Here is a 25,622-nt window from a genome sequence, read left to right on the forward strand (position 1 = left end):
GTGAGTTTTAAGTAAATTTAAAACTATAGGTGCTGATTTAAGTATATCTTTAGCTACTTCTTCCATTAATGCAATATTTTTTTCTACTACGGCTAAACGAACAATATTTTCCTTAGCGATAAATTTATTGATAATCTTAGTGATAGGGTTAGAAGAATTGGAGCTAGGTTTGTATTCAAAAAATATTTCTACTTTAGAATTTTTATTAATTAAAGCATTATATTCACTAATCGCATAATCTTTAAATAACTCATGATTTTTAAGTTCTTCGTAACTGTATTTTTTAATACACAGTCCAATAGCTTTTTTGGGGTTTTTACCTCTTTTATCTCCTTAATTGCTAAATTAGCAAATTCTGAAGCTAATTTTGAATTTTTTATTTCTTCAATAGTTCTTAAATAATTATTTTTTATATCAAAATCCTTAACTATTGCTGAGTACAATTCTATAGCTGTATTTAAAGTAATATTGGAGCTTCACGTGGTAACCATAAAATATGGGTATTTTCAGAAAAGTTAATAGAAGACTTTTTTGATTTCATATATGATGCCTAGTTATTTTTAACAAGGCATCATACATTAGTTTAATGCTTAGTCAAAAAATTATTAATATTTTTTAATAATTACCCACCGAATTGCTCTTTAATAATTCTATCTTCCAGCGTATGGTTTTTATTAAAGAGCAGTTTGACAGGCTTATCCTTAGTAGATTTAACGGTAACATTTGTGATATTATTAAACTCCTGAAAGTCGGCAGTAGCATTTACCGGTCGTTTATTTGTATTAAGTATTTCAAATTTAATCGTAGCAGATGAAAGCAGTAAAGCACCGTGCCATCTACGCGGTCTAAACGAGCAGATAGGGGTTAGGCATAACATGTTTGACTCAAGCGGTAAAATAGGACCGCTGGCAGATAAATTATAAGCACTACTTCCGGCAGGTGTTGCAACTAAAGCTCCGTCTGCTACTAATTCGTTCATTCTCTCTATCCCGTTTACTTCTATTCTAAATTTAGCAGCTTGATTAGTTTTACGAAATATCGATACTTCGTTAATAGCAAGTGCCGTATATATTTGACCGTTCGTATCTGCGACTTGCATAAGAAGAGGATTTAGGATAGAAACCGTACTGTCGTGTATATTTTGTAATAATTTTTTGGTATCTAAAGGATTCATTAAAAAGCCGAGGCTTCCTAAATTAACTCCGTAAAAAGGTATATTAAGATGCATATAGCGGTGAATATTATGTAGTAATTCTCCATCCCCGCCTATTACGATAATGACCTCCGCTTCCTCTATTTTACAATAATTATAGAGTTTTTTTATTTCCTCTATAATAGCTAAATGTTTGGAATTGTGGTTATAAATCAATGCTATTTTATTTATATTCATTATATGAATTTCTTTTTTAATATATAGACGCTTAACTAATAATAAGTTATAAGAATAAAATAATAAAATAAATATTAAGTTAAATTATGTCATCATTCAACATCAAAAATCATAAAAATGATCTGCTATTTGTACCGCTAGGGGGCTCTAATGAAATAGGTATGAATCTTAATCTTTACCATTATCAAGGTCAATGGTTAATGATTGATTGTGGTAGCGGTTTTGCCGATGATTATTTACCCGGTGTTGATATGATAATTGCTGATAGCAGCTTTATCGAGAAATATAAAAAAGATATAGTAGGTCTGATTTTAACTCATGCTCACGAGGATCATTTAGGTGGAGTCCAATATTTATGGAATAGACTTAAATGTCCTATTTATAGTACTACTTTTACAGCAAATTTTCTAAAAATTCGTTTAAATGAATATGATTTTGCTAAAAATATAAAAATTCATGAAGTAAAACCCGGTAGTAAAATAAATCTAGATCCTTTTTCCTTAGAGATGGTGCCACTGACTCACTCGGCTCCTGAAATGCAAGCAATTATGATCCGTACGGATGCAGGTAATATTTTACATACGGGGGATTGGAAATTTGATAACGATCCGATACTTGGGAAAAAAGCCGATGAGGAGCTTTTAAAATTTTACGGAGATGAAGGGGTTCTTGCACTTGTTTGTGATTCAACTAACGTATTTAATAAAGGAAGCTCAGGTTCTGAGGGGGATGTTAGAAAAAGTTTAGTAGATATTATAGCCGGTTGTCCTCAAATGGTAGTAGTTTCAACCTTTGCCTCTAATTTAGCACGGCTTGATACAATAATTCATGCTGCAGGGCTTGCGGGTAGAAAAGTAGTCTTAACCGGTAGAAGTTTGCACCGTATGATGCTTGCTGCGCAGGAAAGCGGCTATTTGAAAGATATTGCTCCTCTAATTAGTGAACGTGATGTTAGCAGATTTAGAAGAGAAGAATTATTAGTAATTGCTACCGGTTGTCAAGGTGAGCCTATGGCTGCTACCGCAAAACTGGCTAGTAATTCTCATCCGTCTATAAAGCTTGTTCCTAAGGATACAATGATTTTTTCTTCAAAAATTATTCCGGGTAATGAAAAGAAAATATTCAGGCTATTTAATATATTTGTTAAGGCCGGTGTAGAAGTTATTACAGAGCGAGACCATTTTGTACATGTTTCAGGACATCCATCGATTGACGAGCTACAAAAAATGTATTCTCTAATTAGACCGAATATTTGTATACCTGTTCACGGCGAGCCTGTACATATTCATGAACATGTTAAGCTTGCTAAGAAAAACGGCATAAAACAGGTAGTAGAGGTTGAAAATGGTAGTGTAGTACTGCTTGAACCTAATAATGCAAAAGTAATTTCAAAGGTTGAAAACGGTTATTTAGCTGTTGACGGTAATTATTTGCTGCCCGTTGAATCTCCGATTTTCAAAGCTAGAAGACGTATGCGTGAGTCGGGTATCGTGGTAGCATCAGTAGTCATTAATAAAAAAGGACTGCTTGCTGCAAACCCAATGCTGTCTATGCCCGGGCTGCTTGATCCGAAAGAGGATATGGCATTAGTTAACCTCATTAAAAACCACATTAAAGAACTTGTGACCATTCAAAATAAACAGGCTAAAAAAGCATTGTCGGATGAACAAGTAATCGAGGCAATAAAAGGAACAATCCGTAAAACCTTAAAACAAGAAATTAATAAGTCACCCGTTATAATAGTAAATCTTGAGAAAGCTGTGGAGTAGTGAAATTGTTATTGTGAGTAGGTATTGTTTTATGGCTCGAGAAATTCGCTCAATGTCATTCCCACAGAAGCAGGAATTCAGAAACACAACTTCAATATTGATACAGAAGTTACATATTTGATAAAAAAACCATATAAAAACTTGTTTTTATATGGTTTTACTGGATTCCCCCCATTCGTGAGAATTACATAAACAAGCCAAGCAACGATACATACAAACCTGCAAGTGACAAAGAAAAAATAAGCACATGAACAAATTTAAAAATATTGCGGTTTATGGGGGAGGGAGTTTTGGTACTAGCCTTGCTTCTTTAGCAGCACAAAACTGTAATAACGTTACTTTATTTTTACGTGATGAGGCAATAGCAAAGGAAATTTTACATAACAAAACTAATGTAAAATATTTAGGGGATATTAAATTACCTGCTCATTTACAGGCTACTACAAACTTAGATATAATTAAGGATTTTGAATTAATTATTATTGCAGTGCCGTCTTACGCTTTTGATGACTCAATAAAATTATTAAAAACTCACAGCATTTCTAAAGACAATACTCTTCTAATTGCAACAAAAGGCTTTGCCCGTAATCCTACCACATTATTTTCAGATAGGTTAAAAACTCTATTACCGCATAGTCCTACAGCGTTTTTTGTAGGTCCGAATCTAGCAAAAGAACTTGCTAAAAATTTACCTGCTTCGGCAAGTATTGCAAGTTTAGATATAGATATAGCAAATAAAATAGCTTATAACCTAAGTTCAAAAATTTTTACTACTAATGTGTCAAGCGATATTGTAACATTACAGGTAGCAGGAGCTTTAAAAAATATTTTTGCTATTAAAAGCGGGATTGATTTAGCAAGAAAGCAGGGCGAGAATGCAAGAGCAACGCTTATAGTAGCTGCCTTAAAAGAAATTGCTATTTTGTCGAAAGCGTTAGGTGGTATGCAAAAAAATTCTGATATTTTACTAGAGGGCGTAGTAGGCGATTTAGTGCTTACTTGTTATTCGTTAGGTTCACGTAATACAAAATTTGGTTATGAACTTGGAATTAGTAGCGATAAAAAGCAATTTTTACAGGAATATAAAGAGCTAGTAGAGGGAAGAGAAGCATTAAAATTAGTTTTGGATTTGATAAAAAAATATAATTTACATATGCCTATAATTTCCGAAGTAGCTTCATGTGTTATTCCTTATGTCATTCCTGCAAAAGCAGGAATGACATATGAATCCACACAACAATGCCTCCGCAGGAATGACATATGAATCCACGCGAGCAATACCAATAAATATGAAAATTTCATATTAAATTAGACACCTTAAATCACATAAAGTTTTTAAAGTTTTAATTAGAAATTTATTTTGGTCTGATGAAGTAAAAATCTTTACAAAATTTAGTGAAAAAAATAAAACCTCATATATTATAAGTAATTATATCTTTAGCTCATTACATGATAATCTTTAGTATAGTTTTTTTTAAAACCGTTTCGGTATTATTAAGTGTAGTAATAGGATTTTTAGCAGGTAAATATTCAAATGTTGAAAGAGATAGTATCTCTTCGTTACTATTCTATTTTATATCGCCTATAGTATTTTTTACGATACCTGCTAGTACAACCTTAACACTTGCCGCATTAAGCATTACGGTTGTAACATTTGTAATTGCAACACTCTTATCGCTCTTTTCTTATTATTTTTTTGGTAAATTTTGGCAGGATCATACACGTAATATTATAGCTTTGTCTGCAGGTACGGCAAATGGCGGGTATTTTATGTTGCCTATAGCTACAGCACTTTTTGATGATTATACATTAAGTATTTACATGATGGTTGTTATAGGAGTGAATATTTATGAATGTTCCGTCGGCTTTTATATTTGTATGAGGAGCTTTGCTAATACCACCGATAGTATATTAAAAGTAGTAAAATTACCGATTTTAAATGCTTTTTTCTTGGGATGTTTATTTAGTTTTTGCGGTTTGACTTTACCGGATTTTTTAGATGATTTTATATATAATATGAAAGGCTCTTTTTCGATACTCGGTATGGTGATGGTGGGTCTTGCTCTTTCGTCTCTACAAAAATTTGAAGTCGATATCAAATTTACTCTTGCTACTTTTGCTGCTAAATTTCTATTCTATCCTTTGGGAGTAGGGTTATTTATCATGTTTGATCATTTTGTAACAAAATGGTATAACAATGATTACTATAATGCCCTAAAACTACTTTCTACGGCACCACTCGCAGCAAATACTATAGTTATAGCGAATTTACAGAAATTTTACCCTGAAAAAGTTGCAGCTACTGTGTTTTTATCTTTGCTTTTTGTAGTTATATATATGCCGACCATGGTCAGTATATTTTTAAGTGACTTAAATTAATAACATGATGACAATTGATGACAATGATTTTTTTACAATTTATTCTAAATTGGTATTAATAGGTTCATATGAAAATTAATTCAATAAAAATTGGTCCCTATATTAATTTATTACCTCTTCAATATATACCGAAACATAAAATTTCTTATTTGGAATTCGGTGATCCTAAAAATAAAAATATAATAGTATGTGCTCACGGTTTAACTAGAAATGCTCATGATTTTGATAAAATAGCTAAAGAGTTGAGTAAAAATTATAGAGTAATTGCAATAAATTATCCCGGTCGCAGTGATAGCGAAAATTTTAAAAAAGCTAATCATTATAACTATACGACTTATATTAAAGATACGTTATTTTTTTTAAAAAGGCTAAATATCAAAAATCCTATTTGGCTTGGTACTTCAATGGGCGGCATTATAGGTATGGTACTTGCCAGTAAATATAAAAATATTTTTAAAGCCTTAATATTAAATGATATAGGGGCGTTTATTGATGCGGCTCCTTTAATTAAAATGGGAGGTTATGCTAAAAAAACGATACTCTTAGATGATTTGGCTAGTGCAAAAGAACATTTAAAACTTATTTATGCACAAAGCGGTATTAAAGATGAAGAAGATTGGGATTATTTAACAAAATATAGTGTCATTTCTACATTCGGCGGAAAATATAAAATGAATTATGATCCTGCTATAACAAAAGGAATGAAAAATGCTAGTAACCAGGAAGATATTAAACTATGGTCTGTATGGAATAAAATAAAATGTAGAATATTAGTAATTCATGGGATGAAATCTCAAATTTTAACAAAATCTACTCTTAAAAAGATGAAAGAAACAAAAATTTTTGATCTTTATGAAATAAAATATGCCGGTCATGCTCCTTCTCTAATGAACCCTGAAGAAATTAACTATGTCAAATCTTGGTTAGAAAAGAAGTCTTAGATTGTATGACCTTGTATTGTACGAACGTTCAGGATGTCATTCCCGCTTTCGCGGGAATCCAGAAAAATAACCTTAATCTTAGTACAAAAATTACATATTTCATACAATAAACATATAAAAAAATTGTTTTTTATATGTTTTTCTGGATTCCTGCTTTCGCATGAATGACATAGGCATCATTTAAATTAATAAATAATAATTATGAAAATTACTACTAAAGTACTAATAATAGGTTCAGGACCTGCGGGCTTAAGTGCCGCTATTTATACAGCTAGAGCTGCTTTAAAACCAATATTAATAAATGGTATGCAGCCAGGCGGGCAGCTTACAATTACCACCGGTGTTGAGAACTATCCAGGATTTGCGGAAACGGTGCAAGGACCTTGGCTTATGGAGCAGATGTATATGCAGGCTAAAAATGTCGGTACGGAAATTGTTAGTGATTACGTAGAAAAGGTGGATTTATCAAAAAGACCTTTTAAAGTATTTACAGGAGCAGGAAATGAATATGACGCGGAGAGCATAATCATTTGTACCGGTGCGGAAGCAAAATGGCTTGGTATAGCTTCAGAGCAGAAATTTCGTGGTTTTGGTGTTTCGGCATGTGCTACTTGCGATGGTGTCTTTTTTAAGAATCAAGAAATAGTTGTAGTAGGGGGAGGAAATAGTGCAGTAGAAGAAGCTTTATACTTAACCAATCATGCTAACAAAGTCACTATAGTGCATAGAAGAGATAGTTTTAGAGCTGAGAAAATATTACAGGATCGATTATTTAAAAATTCTAAAATATCAGTAATTTGGGATCATGTAGTAGATGAGATTGTAGGTAGCAATAAACCAAAATCCGTTACTGGAGTTAAAATTCAAAATGTTCACACCAAAGAGATTAGTTTATTGAATTGTAGCGGTGTATTTATAGCTATTGGGCATGCACCGAATACGGGGCTATTTACCGGACAAATTGCAATGGATGACGATAATTATATCATCACGAAGTCAGGCACTACTAGAACTAGTGTAGAAGGTGTTTTTGCTGCTGGTGACGTTCAGGATAAAATTTATAGACAAGCAGTAACTGCTGCAGGAACAGGCTGTATGGCGGCTCTTGAGGCTGAAAAATTTCTCAATAAATAATTTAGATTTTTTAGCTGTAAATTAACATATAAGTTAATAAAAAAATTGTTGCATTTAGTAAGACACTTATTATAGTCATTGTGTATTAATTTAATTAGGTACAAATATATAATGACTTGGAACAAATATACCACCACAAAAACAAAATATTGATACATATCCATTACTTATGAAATTTTTAGTTGGATGAGGTAGTTTTAACATACAAAATTTAGAAGCATTGAAAAATGCTAATTTAGAAATAGAGCTAGCAGAAGCCGAAAAATTTTTAATATATTCGGCAATTAAATTTTACTTAAATCATTTTTATCCAAATAGCCAAAGTGAAAAATTTACAGAGCTAGAAATAACCGGAGTTAGATATGATCAAGTGATAAAGGCTCCTGATATTAGGTTAGCTACTGATAAGCCTACGACTACTAATATATTTAAAAATTTGACTTTGGACTCAATATGTTACATCAGAATTGGAGTTTTAATGGAGATGACTCAAATGGTTGGCTGTTAGCAAGTATAAATCTTAATAAAGGCGGTTATTTAATAACTTAGAAAAAGTATTTCTCTCAGCTGTGATCTCTTTAGAGTCACAATTAATAAATCCTAAGAAAAAATATTACTCTGATATTTCATCTGAGGTTATTGAGTATACATGGGGTAAAGGAGTTAAAGGTAATTATTTAGAGCCATTCAAGAATTTAATAGCTTTTGAAGTCCCTCTGAGTTATGGGTTAAAATAGCTGAGGCTATAAAGGTAGATAAAGTATCAAATGTATTGTGAGAAAATATTCTAGAAGACTTAAACAAGATAGGTGTATGACTTTATTATAATATAACTGAAAACTCTGCTATATTATCTGACATTGGATATAAATTTCCTCAAGAAATATTGAATCTTATATTAAATGCAATAGCTCCTGAAGATATCATTAATATTATAAAACATGCTAATTTGGCAAATATTTCTTATGATGTATTAGAAAGTCAAATGGGTGGTGAAGATTTTGGTATAAATAATTCATTATAAATATTTTTCTTGCTAGTATTGCCGTATAATTTTAATATAAGTTTATAACACTTTTCTCGAGCCATGCAACAACGCCAATGTTCGCTCGCAATGACGATTTTAGTATCCACGCAGGTAAAAATATATGAACTTACTTAAAAACATTACGGGAAAGAATTATATAAACGGTGAATTTATAGAGTTCGGTAAGCAAATATCCGTTATTAATCCTGCGACCTTAAAAGAAATTGCTACAGTTCCGAATTTAGGATTATCTGAGATTAATTCAGCGATTAATAATACGGTGACTAGTTTTGCTTTATGGTCACAAAGTTCATTTGAAGCGAGAATAGCGATTCTTAGAAGATGGTATAATTTAGTAATCGAAAATATTGAGGAGTTAAGTCATATATTAACCCTAGAGCAGGGTAAAGTACTTGCTGAATCAAAAAAAGAAATTTTATATGGAGCCTCTTTTATTGATTGGTATACATATGCTATACATAATATTCATTCGACTATCAAACCCGGTAATAGTAACACTCATAAAATTGTTACGCAATATGAGCCTGTAGGACCGTCTGCTGCTATAACTCCTTGGAATTTTCCAAATGCAATGATTGCTCGCAAGGTAGTACCTGCAATAGCTGCGGGTTGCAGCGTTATATTAAAACCGTCAAGTCTTACGCCTCTATCAGCTTTAGTACTTGCGAAATTTGCAAGCGATGCCGGTTTGCCTTCCGGAGTATTTAATGTAATTACAGGTAGTTCAGATATTATAGGTAAGGCTTTTTGTGAAGATTTTAGGCTTCGGAAATTATCATTTACCGGCGCTACAAATGTCGGTAAAATTCTATATCAAAATGCCGCAAATACTCTAAAACGTTTATCTTTGGAACTTGGCGGCAATGCTCCTTTCATTATAACGGCAGATAATAATTTAGAGAAAGTAGTAAGTGATTTAGTAATCGCTAAAACTAGAAATAGTGGACAGTCTTGTACTTCACCTAACAGAATATTTATAGAAGAATCTATATATGAAAAATTTATAGAAATTCTAAAGGCTAAATTTACTAAGCTTAAAGCTGGTGACGGATTTGATAAGGAATCGGATGTAGGTCCGTTAATTAATTCTGCTGCCATAGAAAAAATACAAAAGTTACTCGCTGATGCACAAAGTAAAGGAGCTAAATTAATTTGCGGCGGTAAAACTGTTGATAATTTTATTGAGCCTACTATTATTATTGACTGTTTGGATAATATGGATATCTTTAGAATAGAAATATTCGGTCCGGTAGTTGCTTGTTATAAATTCAAAGATTTGGATGAAGTAATAGAACATGCAAATAATACCGAATACGGCTTGCAAGGATATGTATATTCAAATAATATATCCGTGGCACAAATGATAGCGTCTAAGCTTGATTTTGGTATGGTATCGATTAATGACCCGTTACCTGCAAATGCAAAAGCACCTTTTGCAGGACGTAAAGCTTCAGGTTTTGGAGTGGAAGGCTCATTTGAAGGGATATTTGAATATCTAAATACGAAATATATAAATTTACAGAATTAAGCATGCCCGCCCTGCGAAAGCAGGAATCTAATAAAGAATATAATTCTTTGTAGCAGTATTAAGATTATTTTTTCTGGATTCCCGCGAAAGCGGGAATGACATAGAAAATATAATAATCTAAATAGTAAAAATTATTCTAGTGCTTGTAGATAATATTGAAGTACAAATTGAAAAAATTTATGAAGTATTTGATTTAATAGATAATGAAGGAGCTGATCTTTTGTTATGGGCATTATCTGATTGTCTTGCCGAGCTATTGCTCAATATAAAGAATCGTTAACAATTGAATATGTTGATCCTTTGATGCAACTAATTAAAAGGTTTGAAGAGCAAAATATTATAATACCCAAAATGCTTAATAATGCTTTAAGCAATATATTATTAATCCTTGAAGATGGATGTAAAGCTGAAGAATCAGAACTAATAGAAAATATAATTAATAGTTTAAATACTCTTGATATGTTAGGAGGACATGCATAGTAATCTTCCAAAAATCTCAATAGTTTTACCGGTTTATAATAGAAAGAAGCTGTTACCTTTTGCTATTGAGAGTTGCCTTAATCAAAGTTTTAAAGACTTTGAGCTTATTATTATTGATGATTGCTCAAAAGATAATAGCGTTATAGTAGCTAGGACATATGCAGAGCAGGATTCACGTATTAAGGTAATAGTAAATGAGACCAATAAAAGATTACCGGCAAGTCTTAATATTGCTTTTAAAGAGGCCAAGGGGGAGTATTTTACTTGGACTTCAGATGATAATCTTTTCCATGAAAATGCTTTAGAAAAAATGGTTAAGATACTTGATAATTCACCTGAGATAGGGCTTGTATATACTGATTATACTTTGATCGATGACCACGGTAAAGTAGGAAGAAGACTTTATCAAGAACCTCCTGAGTTTTTACCGATTAGAGATTGCGTCGGTGCATGTTTCTTATATAGAGCCGATTTAGCAAGGCAAGTAGGTGGATATAATGAAAATATGCAGTTAGTGGATGATTATGAATATTGGCTAAGGTTTGGGCTTGTTACGAAATTTGCTCATATACCGGAATCTTTATATTTCTACCGAGTACATGATCACAGCTTAACAATAGAGCGTAAAGTAGAAGCAAAACAGGCAAAAAGAGTTTTAAAAGCATTATTTAAAGATCAATATATTATTCCTGCTGAGATTAAACCTATAAATGATTTATATAATTGGTTTATTGAAGATAGAAATTTAAGCTCTTATTTTAGGTTATTTAAAATAATTATTTGTAGTCCGATAATTACTATTTCGTATATTATTAAAAATCTAAGAAGAATAAGGTGATATTTTAATGCTTTAATGTCATGCCCGCTTTTGCGGGAATGACATAGTAGAGCCATAGCACAACATCAAAATAAATGCAAAATCAAGATTTCATACATACATTAAATCCAGAACAGCAAAAAGCAGTTCTTCACACTGAAGGACCGCTTTTATTGCTTGCAGGTGCAGGGACAGGTAAAACAAAGGTACTTACCTCAAGAATAGCTAATATTATTCACCAAAATTTAGCCTCACCTCAAAATATTCTAGCCGTTACTTTTACTAATAAAGCTGCTAAAGAAATGGCTGAAAGAGTTAATAGTCTAATTAATTGCTATGGTCTTAATATAGGCACTTTCCACTCAATGGCAGCTAGGATATTACGTGACCAGATTGAGCATTTAAATCTTGGTTTAAATAATAGATTTACTATTATTAGTCATGATGATCAATTAAAACTAGTGAAAGATATAGTAAAGCTAAAAGATATTGATACTAAACAATATGCTCCTAAATTAATACATATCATAATTTCTAGATGGAAAGATCAAGGATTATTACCAACTAAACTATCAGTATCAGATACTAATTTACCGTTGCAGAGGGTTGCAAAACTTGTATACGAAGAATATCAGAAAAATTTACTTATTTCTAATGTTTTAGATTTTGGAGATTTGCTACTTTATAATAATGAGCTTTTTATTAAAAACTCTGAAATACTAAGATATTACCAAGAAAAATATCGATATATTTTAATTGATGAATATCAAGACACTAACGTTGTCCAGTATTTATGGGCAAGAATGCTCGCAAGTTTATATAAAAATATTTGCTGTGTAGGGGATGATGATCAATCTATTTATGGTTGGCGAGGAGCAGAAGTCGGGAATATATTACGTTTTGAAAAAGATTTTGCAGGTGCAACAATTATTAAATTAGAGCAGAATTATAGATCAACTTTGCCAATACTTGCTGCTGCTTCCAATGTTATCAATAATAATAAAAACCGTCACAGTAAAACGTTATGGACGGATAGGGAAAACGGTGAAAAGATAAAAATTATCTCTTGTTGGAGTGATAAAGAAGAAGCAAGATATATAGCCGGTGAAATAGATAAGTTAGTGCGAGAAAACCGGTATAATGCCGGCAATATTGCAATATTAGTACGAGCCGGATTTCAAACAAGAAGTTTTGAGGAAGCGTTTATAAATAGTGCTATGCCTTATAAAATTATAGGCGGTTTGCGGTTCTATGAACGTATGGAAATAAGAGATGTGCTTGCTTATATCCGTATATCTTTGAATAAAAATGACAATCTAGCACTTGAGCGTATTATAAATGTGCCGAAAAGGGCAATAGGTGCAGCTAGCTTAAATAAAATTAGAGGTTATGCACTTGAGCGAAATATTTCTAATTTCGCAGCCATTAAAGAAATGCTAGAAATAGGTGAGATTAAAGCAAAATCATATGAAACTCTAAAAGATTTGGTTACTAAAATCGATAATTGGTACGAAAGATTTAGTATAGATGCTCCAATAAACGTAGTTAAAGCAATACTTGATGATTCCGGTTATCTTGAAATGCTTCAAGAAGAAAAAACTGAAGAAGCATTCGGTAGAATCGAAAATATTAACGAAATGCTTAGAGCTATTGCTGAATTTAACGATGTTCATGATTTTATCGAACATTCAAGCTTAGTTATGGAAAATGAAGTGCTTGAAACCAATTACGGTGGCTCGGTTACTATAATGACCCTGCACGCAGCTAAAGGGCTTGAGTTTGACGTGGTATTTTTACCGGGCTGGGAAGAGGGGGTATTTCCGTCTCAAAGATCTCTAGACGAAGATGGCGACAAAGGCTTAGAAGAAGAACGCCGCATTGCTTATGTCGGTATTACGAGAGCCAAAAAAGACCTCTACATTACTCATGCTGAAAGCAGAAAAATATTTTATGAAATAGTCCGTTCTTACCCTTCAAGGTTCATAACTGAAATCCCTGATGAAATTACGATCAGGACCTCTTCTATGAAAAAATACAATTCTTTTTATAAGTTTTAATGAATTTTCATTCATAAATTTTAAATTGGTTTGCCATAGATTTAAGTGAGTCTCAAGTAGAGCAGATGAACGACGAAAAACGTAATGGCTTAAGCGAAGATGAAGTGATGGATATTAAAAAACCATTAGAAAACGCTATGTTAGAATTAGCTAACCAAAAAATATCTAAAGAACAATATAGAGAGAAATTAATAGATAAAACATTAGATAACCTTAAAGAAAATGTTTCAGAAACAACATTAGGTAACCACAGAAAATTTCTTACTAAAAATACTACCCCTAAACTTGATAAACAAGAGCAAATTAATGATCCAAAACAAGTAGAAGCATTAACACAAGCAGCATTAAAGATAGCTGAATTTTTAAAATTACTTTTCAAACAAATGAAAAAGAAGCAAAAGCTTTATCGTCTATTCATGAGTTAGGAGTAAATGAGCCTAATATAATTAAAACTTTATTACCAGCAATAAGTAAACTACCGTCTGAAAAAATGATAGAGCAAGGTAAAGAAATTATCAAGAATTTTGCCCCATTACTTGAGAGCAGCAATTCTGCACTTGTTAACGGTACTCAAAGAGTATTAGCAGAGTTAAATCCTGGATATTTAAGGAACACACGGATGGGGGGAGAAAGTTATAGCATGAGAATTACAAAGAGTAACCAAACCTAAGCTATGGCAAAGAATAGTAGCAGTTTTTACCGGTACGGATTATGCTCAAAAAATATAGATAAAGCATTTGCTAACTTTGAAAAAAGTAATAGTTTACATATAGAAACGAAAAATTTGTCGGAAGAACTACAAAGAGAAAAACAAGCACCCAATATTGTAAAGCAAAATAAAACAATACCCCAAGGCTATAAGTCTTCTATATCAACCCCTATCTCTCATGTTGAAAACCTTAATAAAAGTAGAGAGAGTGGCAACAGTCAGGGCATAGTAAGTAGTGCTTTATATGATAATATAGTTGCGAATTTTTAAAAAGTTTGATAATTATTCATTATATCAAATAACTTAATAATGAGTATTATATGGCAGAGATTATAACTAATATAGATGATACTATTAAAAAAAACGATGAAGTGACTGAGATATTGGCTGCAGTAAAAGATAAAATAGTTGATATAAAAAACGTAGATAGGAGATTAGATACTTTGAATAAAAATATTGTTACTCCCGATCCTATTCAACAATATTTACAATCTGAAGAATATATCACTAGTACGCTTGAAGTACTTGCCAGTAAAATTATTAGTGAAGTTATAGAAAATAAAGATATACAAAAATTAGTAGATAACTTGCATATCAATTTAGGACAAGATATAAAACTAATACCTAGTGTAGCAGATAAGCTAAAGTTTGATGTCGCAAGGGCTGAAGCAGCACTTAAGGGTTTTGTACTGCCTCTAAATACAGGAGGACCTTTTGATGAATTATCATTGATGGGTATAGAAGATGAAGAAGAAATCTTTGCCAATCCTATAAGAGCAACTAAAGAAGCATTAATAGCCGTAAGCGGAAAGTCTATACCTAAAGAGCAATATGCACAGGCTGTAAAAGATCAAGCTATAGAAATCTTAAAACAAGATCCTAAAAACACTCCAGACAAACTTGAGAAATATGAAAAATTTATTATGCAAGGAGATCAAAACCAGAAATTTAATAAAAATAGTAAGCAGTTTATCCCAAGAGTAAATCAATTATCTCAAGTGGAATTTAAGGCATTACAAAATGCAGCCATTTATACTGTACAGCAGGTTATTAATAGATTAGAAAAAAATAATAAAATTAGTAAGCAATTAGAACAAATTATTATACTTACTAACTCATCAGGCATAAAGAATCCTGAAATAATAAGGGAATTAAATAAGTTAGATTCTACTTATCTAACTGAGAATAGTACTAAAATAGCCACTGAATTAAAAGATATTAATGATAGAGGTACTTCTTTATGGGAAAAATTTAAGCAGATATTTACAGGTAGAAACTATTTGGAAAAAAGATTAGTAAAAGTTGTAGATAAATATATTACTCTGAGTGATGGATATGTAGTGAAGACAATTAATGATAAAATCTTTTCAAATGCTTTAACAAATCCTGACATTGCTGCAGGTCTAACAAAATTTTTAAATGAAAATAAAGATAAAGTAGCAACTAATCCTGAATTTAAAAATTTAATTCCTGTTACGGGTGAGCCTATTATAGTTCAACCGCAACAAATTAATAATTTTAATTTAGCGGAACTCAGAAAAATCAATCCAATAGCATTTGATAAAACCATATTTGAAGATTTAATAAAACTAAGAAGTTCTAATATAAAATCTCCGCAAATCACTCCTAATCCTTCTACTAAAAATCAAGAAGCAGTAAGAAGAAAGGGTTAAATTTTAATATAACTTCATCATTGTGAGGAGGCGTTGTTACATTGCTTCTATGTCATGCCCGTGAAAGCGGGAATCTAGATTTTTTATTGTCACCCCGTGGCGTGACCACGGGGTCTTGTATCACCAGCCGAGTCCTAAGATACCGCAATCAAGTTGCAGTATGACATTAAAGGTTACTAGATTGCTGCTTTCGCAGAAATGACATCAGAACATAAAGATTTAGGTGAGATGCTTAAATACGCCTCTTTCCATAATTCATTATAAAGAATAGGATCGATATTACCGCCTGAGATTAGTACTAGTAATTTTTGAGGTTTGGATTGTGTTTTTAAAAAATTTACCACTGAAACCATGTTTATACTACTTGACGGCTCGCATATTACTTTAAGTAAATGAGTAAGCCACGCCGTCCAGTAATATATTTCATATTCTTCTGCTAAATAAAAATCATCAAGTTTTTTCAGATATTCAAATGTACGAGCTGATATACTCAAGGTTTTAAGACCGTCCGCAATAGTATTCGGAGCATAGTTAAATCTATATGTTTTATTATCTTTAACAGATAAATAAGCATCATTGGCATTTAAAGGTTCTGAACCTATTAACAAGCTTGTCGGTGATATTAATTCCTTGGCAAGATATGCGCCAGAAATTAAACCGCCGCCGCCGCAAGAGGCAAAAATAGCATCAGGACTAAAACCTAGCTGCTGTAATGCTTCATAGCATAACGTGCCTGCTCCTGCTATTGTAGAATCACTATCGGAAGGATGCATATAGTAAAATCCTTGCTTTTCATCTTCTTTTGCTTTTTCTTCCGCTTCTTGTCGAGTATATGTATATATAACTTCACCGCCGTAATAAAGAGCTGCTTGCTGTTTTACTTTTGAAGTATTTAACGGTAAATAAATCCTTGTTTTAATACCGAATAATTTGCTCGCATAAGCAAGACCGATTCCATGGTTACCCGTACTATAACCGACTATTTTATCAGGTAATTTTCCTTGCTCTTTTAATTCTAATAAATGATTTAACACGCCTCTAACTTTAAATGCACCGGTTTTTTGTAATGATTCAACCTTAAAAAAAATCTCATGACCGAGCATCTCATTTAAGCTTTCAGAGTGAACGATCGGAGTTAAATGTAGATATTGTTTTATTCTATTATGTGCGGCTGCTACATTTTGAGGAGGTTGTAGTAATAAATTCATAAATATAATTAATAATGGTAGCTTGAAATCAGGTTAATACTATATTATATAGTTAATAATTAGAAATTTTAAAAGGTTTTAATTGATGCATAAAAAATCCCTTCCGTTAATGGCACTGAGAGATATGGTAGTATTTCCGGGAGTAATTGCTCCTATTTTTGTGGGTAGGCCAAAATCGTTGCAAGCACTCTCTCATACTACCATTTCCGAGGAAGATAATAGTAAATATATTTTAGTAACTTTACAGAAAAAATTTGATCAAGAAAACCCTAGTACACACGAACTTTATAACACAGCTATACTTGCCAAGATTATCCAAATAGTGAAGCTGCCTAATAATACGGCAAAAATCTTAATAGAAGCAGTAGCAAGAGTAAAGCTAAGCAATATCAAAGGCGACGAAGCTTTTGAAGCAAATTATGAAATTATTCCAGATGAAGAAATATTTGATGTTAATAACATGCGTTCACTCGTTGATAATGCAGTACAACTATTTAGTAAATATGCGATTAATGATAAGAAAGTTAATGCAGAAATTATTGAAACTATCAATAAAGCAATAAGTAATAGCACTAATTTCATAGATATTATAAATATATTAGCCTCACATTTGATAACTTCACTTGAGGCAAAGCAGCATTTATTAGAAGAAACTAGTCCTTTTAAGCGTATCACTACGGTTATTAGTACGCTTACTTCCAATATAGTAAATTCAGAAACCGAGCAGGCATTGCAGCAAAGAGTAAGAAAGCAAATCGAAAAAACGCAGCGTGATTATTATCTGCACGAACAAATGAAAGCTATTCAAAAAGAGCTTGATGAAGATAAATCAGAACTTGCCGATATTGAGAAAAAAATTAAAAGTTTAAAATTATCAAAAGAAGCAAAAGAAAAAGCTGAGGCTGAACTTAAGAAACTCCGTACTATGAACCAAATGTCAGCGGAGTCGGGAGTAACGCGTAACTATCTTGAGACATTGCTTAGCCTGCCTTGGGGTAAGTATGATAATAGCAAAATAGATATTAACCAAGCAGAGAAAATTTTAAATCGTGACCATTTTGGACTCGAAAAAGTTAAAGAACGCATTATAGAATATTTAGCGGTATTACAGCGTTCAAGTAAAATTAGAGGACCTATATTATGTTTAATAGGTCCGCCAGGGGTCGGTAAAACTTCACTTGTAAAATCTATTGCCGAAGGAATGGGCAGAAAATATACTAAACTTGCGCTCGGCGGTGTTAGAGACGAAGCAGAAATCAGAGGGCATAGAAAAACTTACCTTGGATCAATGCCCGGTAAAATTTTAGGTCAACTTAAGAAAGTTAAGACTAGTAATCCTGTAATGCTGCTTGATGAAATCGATAAAATGAGTTCTGATTTTAGAGGTGATCCGGCATCCGCTTTGCTTGAGGTATTAGACCCTGAGCAGAATAGTCACTTTGTTGATCATTATCTAGAAGTAGAATATGATCTATCAAATGTAATATTTATTGCTACTGCTAACTCTCATGATTTACCTAGAGCTTTAAGTGATAGAATGGAAAAAATATATATTTCCGGTTATGTAGAGGAAACAAAGCTCCAAATTGCCAGAAATTATTTAGTTCCAAAACAATTTAAAATGCATAAAATCAAAAAAGATGAAATTACTATATCCGAGATGGCACTTTTGGATTTAATTAGATATTATACCAAGGAATCAGGTGTAAGAGCTTTAGAGCGCGAAATAGGGGCATTAACTAGAAAAGCATTAAAGCAGATTTTAGCAGATAAAAGTGTTAAGCATATCGCCATAGATAGTAATCATCTTGAAGAATTTTTAGGAGCTAAGAAATATAATTTCGGGCTTGCCGAGAAAGAAGATCAAATAGGAAGTACTACGGGACTTGCTTACACTGAAGTAGGCGGAGAGCTTTTAACTATAGAGGCTTTAGCATTTCCAGGGAAAGGTGAAATAAAGACCACCGGAAAACTCGGTGATGTTATGAAAGAATCGGCAATGGCTGCCTATAGTTGTTTTAGAAGCAGAGCAACAAATTTTGGATTAAAGTACGACAATTATAAAGATTTTGATATTCACATTCACGTACCAGCTGGAGCTATTCCAAAAGATGGGCCGTCTGCTGGCTGTGCTTTGTTTACGACTATTGTTTCGTTGATGACTAAAATACCCGTACATCGTACTGTAGCAATGACCGGTGAAATTACTTTAAGAGGCAATGTTTTACCTATAGGTGGTCTTAAAGAGAAGTTACTGGCTGCAAGTAGGGGAGGTATTAAAACCGTGTTGATTCCTGAAGAAAATGTCAAAGATTTGCAAGATATACCGCCGAATATAAAAGAAAGCCTAGAAATTATATCTGTATCAAATATTGATCAAGTACTTAAGCATGCTTTGGTAGGAACACCGATAAATAAATAGAGATTTATTAATAGTCAAAATATCATATATTAAATTAATGCAAGCTATAGTAAAGTAATTCTTTTTGACTTTTCAATCAAAATGCGATTTTTCTTGCTTAATTCCTGACTATCTTGAGCTCACCTATTATTATAGACTCTCTTCCTTATGCCTGTCACTAAATTGGGCTGAATTGACTATATTGTTGCGTGGATCAATTTCACCTCTGTCACCCCGTGGCTTGACCATGGGATCCAGAAAACTACTAATAATTTTAGTATTTTGTATTGTTTTTATGGACCCCGTGGGGGTGTGACACAGTAATGCTGCTACTACTGCGGCAGCTACTCAAAGCGGTGTATCTGAGGTAGTAAAATCCATGCCTACAATAAAAGACAAAACAGCTTAGTTTATCTTTCCAAATTTCATTGAGAAATTCCTTTAACTTAATTCTAAATACATAATTAAATTTCTACACTACCAAGTAACAATATTTGTTTGGTACAGCATCGTTCAGAAAGCTTGATACAAGTGAATTTTCTGACATGTGCCTTTGCTCACGTACTTTTTGTACGTTCCGCAGGCTCAGTCGTCAATTCATCTTGTCTAAAGCTTTCTGAATCTAGCTCTATCTGCTTCTATTTTATTATTGTAAAAAAGTTGCTACAAATTATTAATTAAATGTATTAATATTAATGAAAGAATCAAAAATTTTAAGAAAATTTTTAGCAACGGCATCATTATGCGGAACATTATTCACTAGCTCTAATACTGCAGGAGCAACAATTCCTAATCTCGGTAGCGTAAGCTTGAGTCCCGGTGCCGGTCTTGTAGGAGGAGTATTTAATAACGGCAATATTTATTCAAAGGACTTGGCATTAAAATATCGGCAGATAAAACAAATGCTGTTATTGGCGGGATAAATACATTAATTAATAGCACTACCTGCTTTTGGTGGGGTTGAGGTAAGTCAAAATGTATCACTAGGTGCTTTTAGTGCAACAGTAGGTCTTACTCCTAATTTCACTCCTCTTAAATTTATTAATAATGATGTTACGTCAATTGTTACCGGAGTCGGTAATCAAACATTTAGTAATATAGATTTCGCCGGTAAGAATTCTACTTGACAAATTAATAATGGTTTAAATATTACAACTCAGATAGATAATACGGTAGCTGGCAATAACGGTACAATAACATTTGTAGGTACGGGTACTATATCAAATCACATAGGTCTAACTAACTCTCTTGCTGGAATAAATCTAGGAAACGGGGAAGCACAGATTTATATGTCCGGCGCAGGTAATATTACAATTAATGCTGCAAATATAAATCTTACTAACAATAACTCTATACTTACTCTTTTTGACGGTAATATAACAAAGTTAACGGGTAATATAAGTAATACTACCGGCGTTGACGGTCAAGGGATACTAAATCTAGCTCATGATCTTGATAGTAGTAACATAATAACAGGCGATATAGGTAATATAGGCTCATTAGCCGCAGTATAATGTTTTACTTGGGTCGGCAACACTTAATTCTACAATATTAAAAGCTACTAATATTAATTTACAAAGTAATACGTCCGTACTTAATTTAGATGACGACATAACGGTTGCGGGTAATATAGACGGTGCTAAAGGAGTAAACGGAAATTTTATAGGGAATGCTATACTTAACGGAAAGATAAATAATTTCAATATACTTCAGTGTAATGGAGGTAACGGTAAGATTCTTGATTTACAAGGTAATACTACGGTAAATAGTATTGTTTTTGCAGATAGTGTTTTAGCTGCGGGCACTATAAGTGTTAACAGTCTATTAGATGTAGGAGGTATTACTTTTAATAATAGTAATGCTAGTGGCGGTACTTTAATAATAAATACCAAAAATACAATCAATGTTGCATTATTAAACGCTATAAAAGCAAAAATACAAATAAATGCTAATTTAACAATAATGATCCAAGTGCCGGAGATATAGGTGATATTAGAATAGCGGATAATACGACATGCAAATGGGAATGTAAATTTGCTAAAATAATAATTTAAACAAATCTGGCAATGATGAATATGGAATAGTGAGAATAGGAGCAATCACAAAATACCTAACCATAGCAAATAACGGTGGACCTTATACTATAGAATACTCATCGCCTTAAGAATTTCATAGTAGACTGAGCAGGTGATGTCGTAGTCGATAATACGGTATTTACGCAGTTACTTAGTATGAATAGCAGGTAACATTTAACCAAGCTTTAGACCTAGGAGCGGGTACATATTATTTAGAGCAGATGGTGAGTTAATAGTAAATGGTGTGACCAGTTCAGTTACGACCTCTGCAAATAACCAAGGCAATAACCAATGCACACTGACAATACAAAGCGGTAATGTTAACGGTACGATTGGAACTAACGGCAGCAGCTTAAAACTCGTAAATATCGGAGCAACCCCCATTACGTTCTCAGCTAATGTATTTGTTCCCGTAGCTTTAAATAAGAATGGCTCTATCTTAGCTTTAGCAGATGGGGTTACGCTAACCGGTAGCGTAGGAGCAAATGGAGCAGTACTTAGCACCGGCGGTGTAGGCGGTACATAATTTATAGGTGACGGTAATGTAACTCAAAATATAGGTACGGATGCTGCAAATAGCCCTGCTAATGCTAATATAAATATCTCTAACTTTACTTAATGCAGTAATCTCCATTGCGGCAATTAATTTTTGTGCTTCTGCGGTATTTTCTTTCTGTATAGTTCTTATTAATTCTTGATTTGAGGGTTGAAACCATCTAAACATAATTATTTTCGTATTAAATTCTATAAATTTTGTTAAAAATGAGCTTATAGATAGAATCATAATAAGAAGTTTTAAGAATACAATAGAAATTTAACTAAAAGTGCGAACAAATGAGTTGAGGTTACTTTAAGGCATATACAAAGTTAGTTTTTTATAATATTTAAAATTCGGAATTTAAAAGAGTTTAATATGAGAATTAAAACAAAAGGCGAATAAAAGGAGCATATGAATTTTTTAGAAAACGACAGGAAATCCCGAAACCTGAAAGGGGTTGGCGAGAGTGACGGGACTCGAACCCGCGACCTTCTGCGTGACAGGCAGATGCTCTAACCAACTGAGCTACACCCCCTTATATACTCTTCTGCTTTTAAGAATTGCTCTTTCATTTTATCAAGGATTGCATCTTCATCCATTAAGTATAGGCTGCGGGTGCTCACCTCTCAAAAGAAAATTCAACTCTTGAAATCATTTGAGTATAAGTAAAAGATAACAATGTATATAACAATTTTTCTATTCCTGCAAGAGTAAAATATCGTATTTTATCAAAAAATATACAGAACCTAACATCTAGCTTATTCCTAATATTATAATTACTAGATATCTCTATTAATCCAAATTAGTCACTACTAGTTGAAGCCTTGAAAATTATATACTTTTTAAGGCCTTTGTTAAAAAAGAAAAACCTAGTAGTTACATTTATTTTAATAAAATTTTACTTTATTAATAATTATTAGAGGTTTCATATGACTAAACCATATGTCATTAAATTAACTACTCCTTTTGAGCGTATTAAACTTTATAATTCTATACCCGATATTGCGCTTAGAAGTGCTATTATTATGCATGCAATAATAGATGCAACTAATACTTCTAATAAGAAAGAGGCAACAAAAGCAGAATATAACGCTAAAAAATGGCTTGTTGAAAATAATGAAAATTTTAATGCTACCTGCTTAGAAATTGGCATTGAGCCTCATTATGTAAGAAAGACTGCTAAAAAACTAATTAAATCGCAACAAAATAAGGATAAGCGTCCTAAACTCTACGGCTAAAGTTTAAATAAATTAATTTGTAATAAAACTTGAAATTACTCTAAATATAAATTAATTGTATAGGTGTTACTTAGTAACGCCTATATATTAATTATTTCAGATTATAAAGGTTATTTATGATTATTTCAGTTTCAGGTCAACATATTTCTATCGGTAATAATTTACAAGAATATTCAAAAGAGAGGGCTACGCAAGTCGTTAAAAAATATTTTACCGATATAATAAATATAGATATACATTTTTCAAAAGAAGGAATTAACTTTAAATGTGATATTATAGTAAAATATGGCTCCGGTAAACATAATATAGTCAAAAGTAATGATAGTTGTAGCGATATATATGTAGCTTTTGATAAAGCTATGTCAAAACTAGAAAAACAGCTTAGAAAATATAAATCAAAATTCAAAAATCATCATGCGGGTAAAGTAAAAATATCAGAAATTGCTTACGAAGGTACTAAATATATTATTAATCCGCAATCTGATAGTGAAACCTCTAACGCCGAAGATAATGATAATCCGGCAATTATCGCTGAAAAGCCTGTAGAAATATTAAAATTATCAGTAAAAGAAGCGGTAATGCAAATGGATTTAGAAGATTTACCTGCAGTAGTATTTAAAAATATAAATAATGATCGTATCAATATAGTTTATTATCGTAAAGACGGTAATATTTCTTGGGTAGATTATAATTAATGCTCATTATCCCTTACAAAGGAGTTACGCCAAGAATCGATAAAAGTGCATATATTGCCGAAAGCAGCTCTTTAATAGGAGATGTTGAAATAGGTAGTAATTTCAAGCATTTGGTTTAATACGGTTTTTAGAGGTGACGTTGAATAGATAAAAATAGGAAATAATACTAACGTACAAGACGGTAGTGTAATTCATGCTTTAAGGTTTAACGGACCGGTAGAAATAGGCTATAATATAACTACCGGTCATCTCGCTCTTATTCATGCCTGTACAATACATCATAATGCTTTTATCGGTATGAGTGCTACGATAATGGATTATGCAGTAATAGAAGAATATGCCTTTATTGCTGCAGGCAGTCTTATCCTGCCAAAGAAGATAATTAAATCTCAAGAATTATGGATGGGATCCCCTGCAAAATTTGTTAGATATTTAACCGATCAAGATTTAGAATATATGCAAGATAATGTAAGACATTATGTAGAACTTGCAAATGTTTATAAGATACTCGTTTCATTTGAAAAATTGGCGTCGTCTATCTACTTTTTACGTATCAAGAGTATATAAGGAATCCTTAAATGCCTTAACCGTATTTTTAAGTAAAAACGCAATGGTCATCGGTCCGATGCCGCCTGGGACGGGAGTAATATATTGTACTTTAGACTGAACATTTTCAAAATCAACATCACCGATAATTTTATTGCTGCTAATTCTATTAATGCCTACATCAATTACTATAGATTCAGGATTAAAATATTCTGCAGTTAATTTTAAAGGTGAGCCTATTGCAGCAACAACAATATCGGCTTTAGAAGTAATAGAGCGTAAATTGTGTGTCTTAGAATGACAAATAGTAACGCTGCAATTTTCTTTTAACAGTAAAGCACTTAAAGGTTTGCCTACTATATTTGAGCGTCCAATAATTACAACGTTTTTACCGGTTAAATTAGGTTCGTATTTTTTTATAGCTGCAAGACAACCAAGAGCAGTGCAGGGAATAAAGCCTTGACTAATTCCGCTATGTAAGTAACCGACATTTAAAGGGTGGAAACCATCAATATCTTTAGAAGGTGATATTGCCGATAAAATTTTATTTTTATCTATGGAGCTTGGCAAAGGAAGCTGAACTATAATTCCTGAAATCTCGTTATCAAGGTTTAACTCATTGATTTTTGATATTAAATCATTAGTATGAATAGTAGCAGATAGATTTATTAATAAAGTATAAATTCCTACTTTATGTGCATTTTTTATTTTGTGTCTTACATAAATAATGCTTGCCGGATTATCACCTACTAGGACTATAGCAAGCTTTGGTGAAGCGTTGGTTTGGCTTGTAAGTTCTTGAATTTCTAGCTTTAAGTCTGCTAGTATCTCATTGGCTAATGCTTTACCGTCAATTATATTATTCACTCTTATTTTTGTCTCCGTTCAGTTTTAACGTCATTACAAGGAAATTACGTAAGTAATTGACGAAGCAATCTCAGGAGTTTGTTATTGTTTCATGAGATTGTCACGTTCTCTAAGGTTGTTCGTAATGAC

At 32.4% G+C, this 25,622-nt stretch carries 25 protein-coding genes, 1 tRNA gene and 2 pseudogenes; 22 read left to right on the forward strand and 6 right to left on the reverse strand.

Annotation, left to right across the window (positions count from 1 at the left end; translation table 11 throughout):
* Window positions 1-209: 209 nt before the first annotated feature.
* Together BTU51_RS03510 and BTU51_RS03515 are read right to left on the reverse strand one after the other, a co-directional pair.
* A complete protein-coding gene (locus BTU51_RS03510) occupies window positions 210-443 on the reverse strand; it encodes a hypothetical protein (RefSeq protein ID WP_012150806.1) in 234 nt (77 codons plus the stop codon).
* A gap of 179 nt (window positions 444-622) precedes the next feature.
* The gene (locus tag BTU51_RS03515) at window positions 623-1,390 is read right to left on the reverse strand and encodes an NAD kinase (protein WP_012150807.1); all 768 of its coding nucleotides are present in this window, start codon (window positions 1,388-1,390) and stop codon (window positions 623-625) included.
* A gap of 86 nt (window positions 1,391-1,476) precedes the next feature.
* Here BTU51_RS03515 and BTU51_RS03520 point away from each other — a divergent pair, with 86 nt between their 5' ends.
* The 15 genes and pseudogenes from BTU51_RS03520 to BTU51_RS03585 all read left to right on the forward strand — a co-directional run bounded on the left by BTU51_RS03520 (window position 1,477) and on the right by BTU51_RS03585 (window position 15,925).
* Window positions 1,477-3,159: a ribonuclease J gene (locus BTU51_RS03520; RefSeq protein WP_012150808.1), complete on the forward strand. Its 1,683-nt coding sequence runs from the start codon at window positions 1,477-1,479 to the stop codon at window positions 3,157-3,159.
* 247 nt (window positions 3,160-3,406) lie between these two features.
* The gene (locus tag BTU51_RS03525; RefSeq protein ID WP_012150809.1) at window positions 3,407-4,423 is read left to right on the forward strand and encodes an NAD(P)H-dependent glycerol-3-phosphate dehydrogenase; all 1,017 of its coding nucleotides are present in this window, start codon (window positions 3,407-3,409) and stop codon (window positions 4,421-4,423) included.
* 185 nt (window positions 4,424-4,608) lie between these two features.
* Window positions 4,609-5,538 (forward strand): AEC family transporter, encoded by a 930-nt coding sequence (locus tag BTU51_RS03530; protein ID WP_012150810.1) that lies wholly within the window; start codon window positions 4,609-4,611, stop codon window positions 5,536-5,538.
* Between the two features lie 68 nt (window positions 5,539-5,606).
* Window positions 5,607-6,479 (forward strand): alpha/beta fold hydrolase, encoded by an 873-nt coding sequence (locus tag BTU51_RS03535; protein ID WP_012150811.1) that lies wholly within the window; start codon window positions 5,607-5,609, stop codon window positions 6,477-6,479.
* Window positions 6,480-6,680: 201 nt separating this feature from the next.
* Window positions 6,681-7,613: a thioredoxin-disulfide reductase gene (gene trxB / locus BTU51_RS03540; RefSeq protein ID WP_012150812.1), complete on the forward strand. Its 933-nt coding sequence runs from the start codon at window positions 6,681-6,683 to the stop codon at window positions 7,611-7,613.
* A 220-nt stretch (window positions 7,614-7,833) separates the two neighbouring features.
* Window positions 7,834-8,121, forward strand: coding sequence for a hypothetical protein (locus tag BTU51_RS03545; RefSeq protein WP_012262385.1), 288 nt, complete (start codon window positions 7,834-7,836; stop codon window positions 8,119-8,121).
* Between the two features lie 378 nt (window positions 8,122-8,499).
* Window positions 8,500-8,637 carry a hypothetical protein gene (locus BTU51_RS08175; protein WP_012262387.1) on the forward strand — a complete coding sequence of 46 codons (138 nt, stop codon included), beginning with the start codon at window positions 8,500-8,502 and terminating at the stop codon, window positions 8,635-8,637.
* A 124-nt stretch (window positions 8,638-8,761) separates the two neighbouring features.
* A complete protein-coding gene (locus BTU51_RS03550) occupies window positions 8,762-10,189 on the forward strand; it encodes an NAD-dependent succinate-semialdehyde dehydrogenase (RefSeq protein WP_012150813.1) in 1,428 nt (475 codons plus the stop codon).
* A 133-nt stretch (window positions 10,190-10,322) separates the two neighbouring features.
* Window positions 10,323-10,669, forward strand: a pseudogene (locus BTU51_RS09960) (hypothetical protein).
* The gene (locus BTU51_RS03560) at window positions 10,662-11,507 is read left to right on the forward strand and encodes a glycosyltransferase (RefSeq protein WP_012150816.1); all 846 of its coding nucleotides are present in this window, start codon (window positions 10,662-10,664) and stop codon (window positions 11,505-11,507) included. The pseudogene BTU51_RS09960 and the gene BTU51_RS03560 overlap by 8 nt, the downstream one beginning before the upstream one ends.
* Before the next feature lie 74 nt (window positions 11,508-11,581).
* A complete protein-coding gene (gene pcrA / locus BTU51_RS03565) occupies window positions 11,582-13,543 on the forward strand; it encodes a DNA helicase PcrA (RefSeq protein WP_012150817.1) in 1,962 nt (653 codons plus the stop codon).
* Between the two features lie 65 nt (window positions 13,544-13,608).
* Window positions 13,609-13,968: a hypothetical protein gene (locus BTU51_RS03570; protein WP_012262389.1), complete on the forward strand. Its 360-nt coding sequence runs from the start codon at window positions 13,609-13,611 to the stop codon at window positions 13,966-13,968.
* A 65-nt stretch (window positions 13,969-14,033) separates the two neighbouring features.
* Window positions 14,034-14,213 (forward strand): hypothetical protein, encoded by a 180-nt coding sequence (locus BTU51_RS03575; protein ID WP_012150819.1) that lies wholly within the window; start codon window positions 14,034-14,036, stop codon window positions 14,211-14,213.
* A gap of 3 nt (window positions 14,214-14,216) precedes the next feature.
* A complete protein-coding gene (locus tag BTU51_RS03580; protein ID WP_012150820.1) occupies window positions 14,217-14,522 on the forward strand; it encodes a hypothetical protein in 306 nt (101 codons plus the stop codon).
* 50 nt (window positions 14,523-14,572) lie between these two features.
* A complete protein-coding gene (locus BTU51_RS03585) occupies window positions 14,573-15,925 on the forward strand; it encodes a hypothetical protein (RefSeq protein WP_012150821.1) in 1,353 nt (450 codons plus the stop codon).
* Between the two features lie 176 nt (window positions 15,926-16,101).
* Here the strand turns inward: BTU51_RS03585 and BTU51_RS03590 are convergent, their stop codons facing one another.
* Complete coding sequence (locus tag BTU51_RS03590) at window positions 16,102-17,133, reverse strand: serine/threonine dehydratase (protein WP_012150822.1); 1,032 nt, start codon at window positions 17,131-17,133, stop codon at window positions 16,102-16,104.
* 85 nt (window positions 17,134-17,218) lie between these two features.
* Between BTU51_RS03590 and lon the strand changes: the two genes are divergently transcribed.
* The 3 genes from lon (at window position 17,219) to BTU51_RS03620 (ending at window position 21,048) form a co-directional block, all read left to right on the forward strand.
* On the forward strand, window positions 17,219-19,555 hold the full coding sequence (gene lon / locus BTU51_RS03595; protein WP_014362344.1) for an endopeptidase La: 2,337 nt from the start codon (window positions 17,219-17,221) through the stop codon (window positions 19,553-19,555).
* Window positions 19,556-20,229: 674 nt separating this feature from the next.
* The gene (locus BTU51_RS03610; RefSeq protein WP_041472435.1) at window positions 20,230-20,457 is read left to right on the forward strand and encodes a hypothetical protein; all 228 of its coding nucleotides are present in this window, start codon (window positions 20,230-20,232) and stop codon (window positions 20,455-20,457) included.
* A 366-nt stretch (window positions 20,458-20,823) separates the two neighbouring features.
* On the forward strand, window positions 20,824-21,048 hold the full coding sequence (locus BTU51_RS03620) for a hypothetical protein (RefSeq protein ID WP_014362603.1): 225 nt from the start codon (window positions 20,824-20,826) through the stop codon (window positions 21,046-21,048).
* Here the strand turns inward: BTU51_RS03620 and BTU51_RS03625 are convergent.
* Window positions 21,034-21,237 (reverse strand): hypothetical protein, encoded by a 204-nt coding sequence (locus BTU51_RS03625; RefSeq protein WP_012150824.1) that lies wholly within the window; start codon window positions 21,235-21,237, stop codon window positions 21,034-21,036. The two genes, BTU51_RS03620 and BTU51_RS03625, sit on opposite strands and share 15 nt — an antisense overlap.
* Window positions 21,238-21,853: 616 nt before the next feature.
* On the opposite strand from BTU51_RS03625, the gene BTU51_RS03635 reads away from it, so the two are divergent.
* A complete protein-coding gene (locus BTU51_RS03635; RefSeq protein WP_014362345.1) occupies window positions 21,854-22,135 on the forward strand; it encodes a hypothetical protein in 282 nt (93 codons plus the stop codon).
* A gap of 470 nt (window positions 22,136-22,605) precedes the next feature.
* On the opposite strand, the gene BTU51_RS03645 is transcribed toward BTU51_RS03635, so the two are convergent.
* Window positions 22,606-22,682 (reverse strand) — tRNA-Asp (locus BTU51_RS03645).
* Window positions 22,683-23,076: 394 nt separating this feature from the next.
* Between BTU51_RS03645 and BTU51_RS03650 the strand changes: the two genes are divergently transcribed.
* From BTU51_RS03650 to BTU51_RS03660, 3 genes and pseudogenes are all read left to right on the forward strand, one after another.
* Window positions 23,077-23,385, forward strand: a complete 309-nt coding sequence (locus tag BTU51_RS03650; RefSeq protein WP_012150828.1) for a hypothetical protein — start codon at window positions 23,077-23,079, stop codon at window positions 23,383-23,385.
* 116 nt (window positions 23,386-23,501) lie between these two features.
* Complete coding sequence (gene hpf, locus BTU51_RS03655; protein WP_012150829.1) at window positions 23,502-24,080, forward strand: ribosome hibernation-promoting factor, HPF/YfiA family; 579 nt, start codon at window positions 23,502-23,504, stop codon at window positions 24,078-24,080.
* A pseudogene (locus BTU51_RS03660) lies at window positions 24,080-24,647 on the forward strand (gamma carbonic anhydrase family protein). Before hpf ends, BTU51_RS03660 begins: the two are co-directional and overlap by 1 nt.
* Here the strand turns inward: BTU51_RS03660 and folD are convergent.
* Window positions 24,627-25,493: a bifunctional methylenetetrahydrofolate dehydrogenase/methenyltetrahydrofolate cyclohydrolase FolD gene (gene folD, locus BTU51_RS03665; RefSeq protein ID WP_012150830.1), complete on the reverse strand. Its 867-nt coding sequence runs from the start codon at window positions 25,491-25,493 to the stop codon at window positions 24,627-24,629. The pseudogene BTU51_RS03660 and the gene folD sit on opposite strands and share 21 nt — an antisense overlap.
* Window positions 25,494-25,622 lie beyond the last annotated feature (129 nt).

The sequence above is a fragment of the Rickettsia rickettsii genome, from assembly GCF_001951015.1.
GTDB lineage: Bacteria > Pseudomonadota > Alphaproteobacteria > Rickettsiales > Rickettsiaceae > Rickettsia > Rickettsia rickettsii.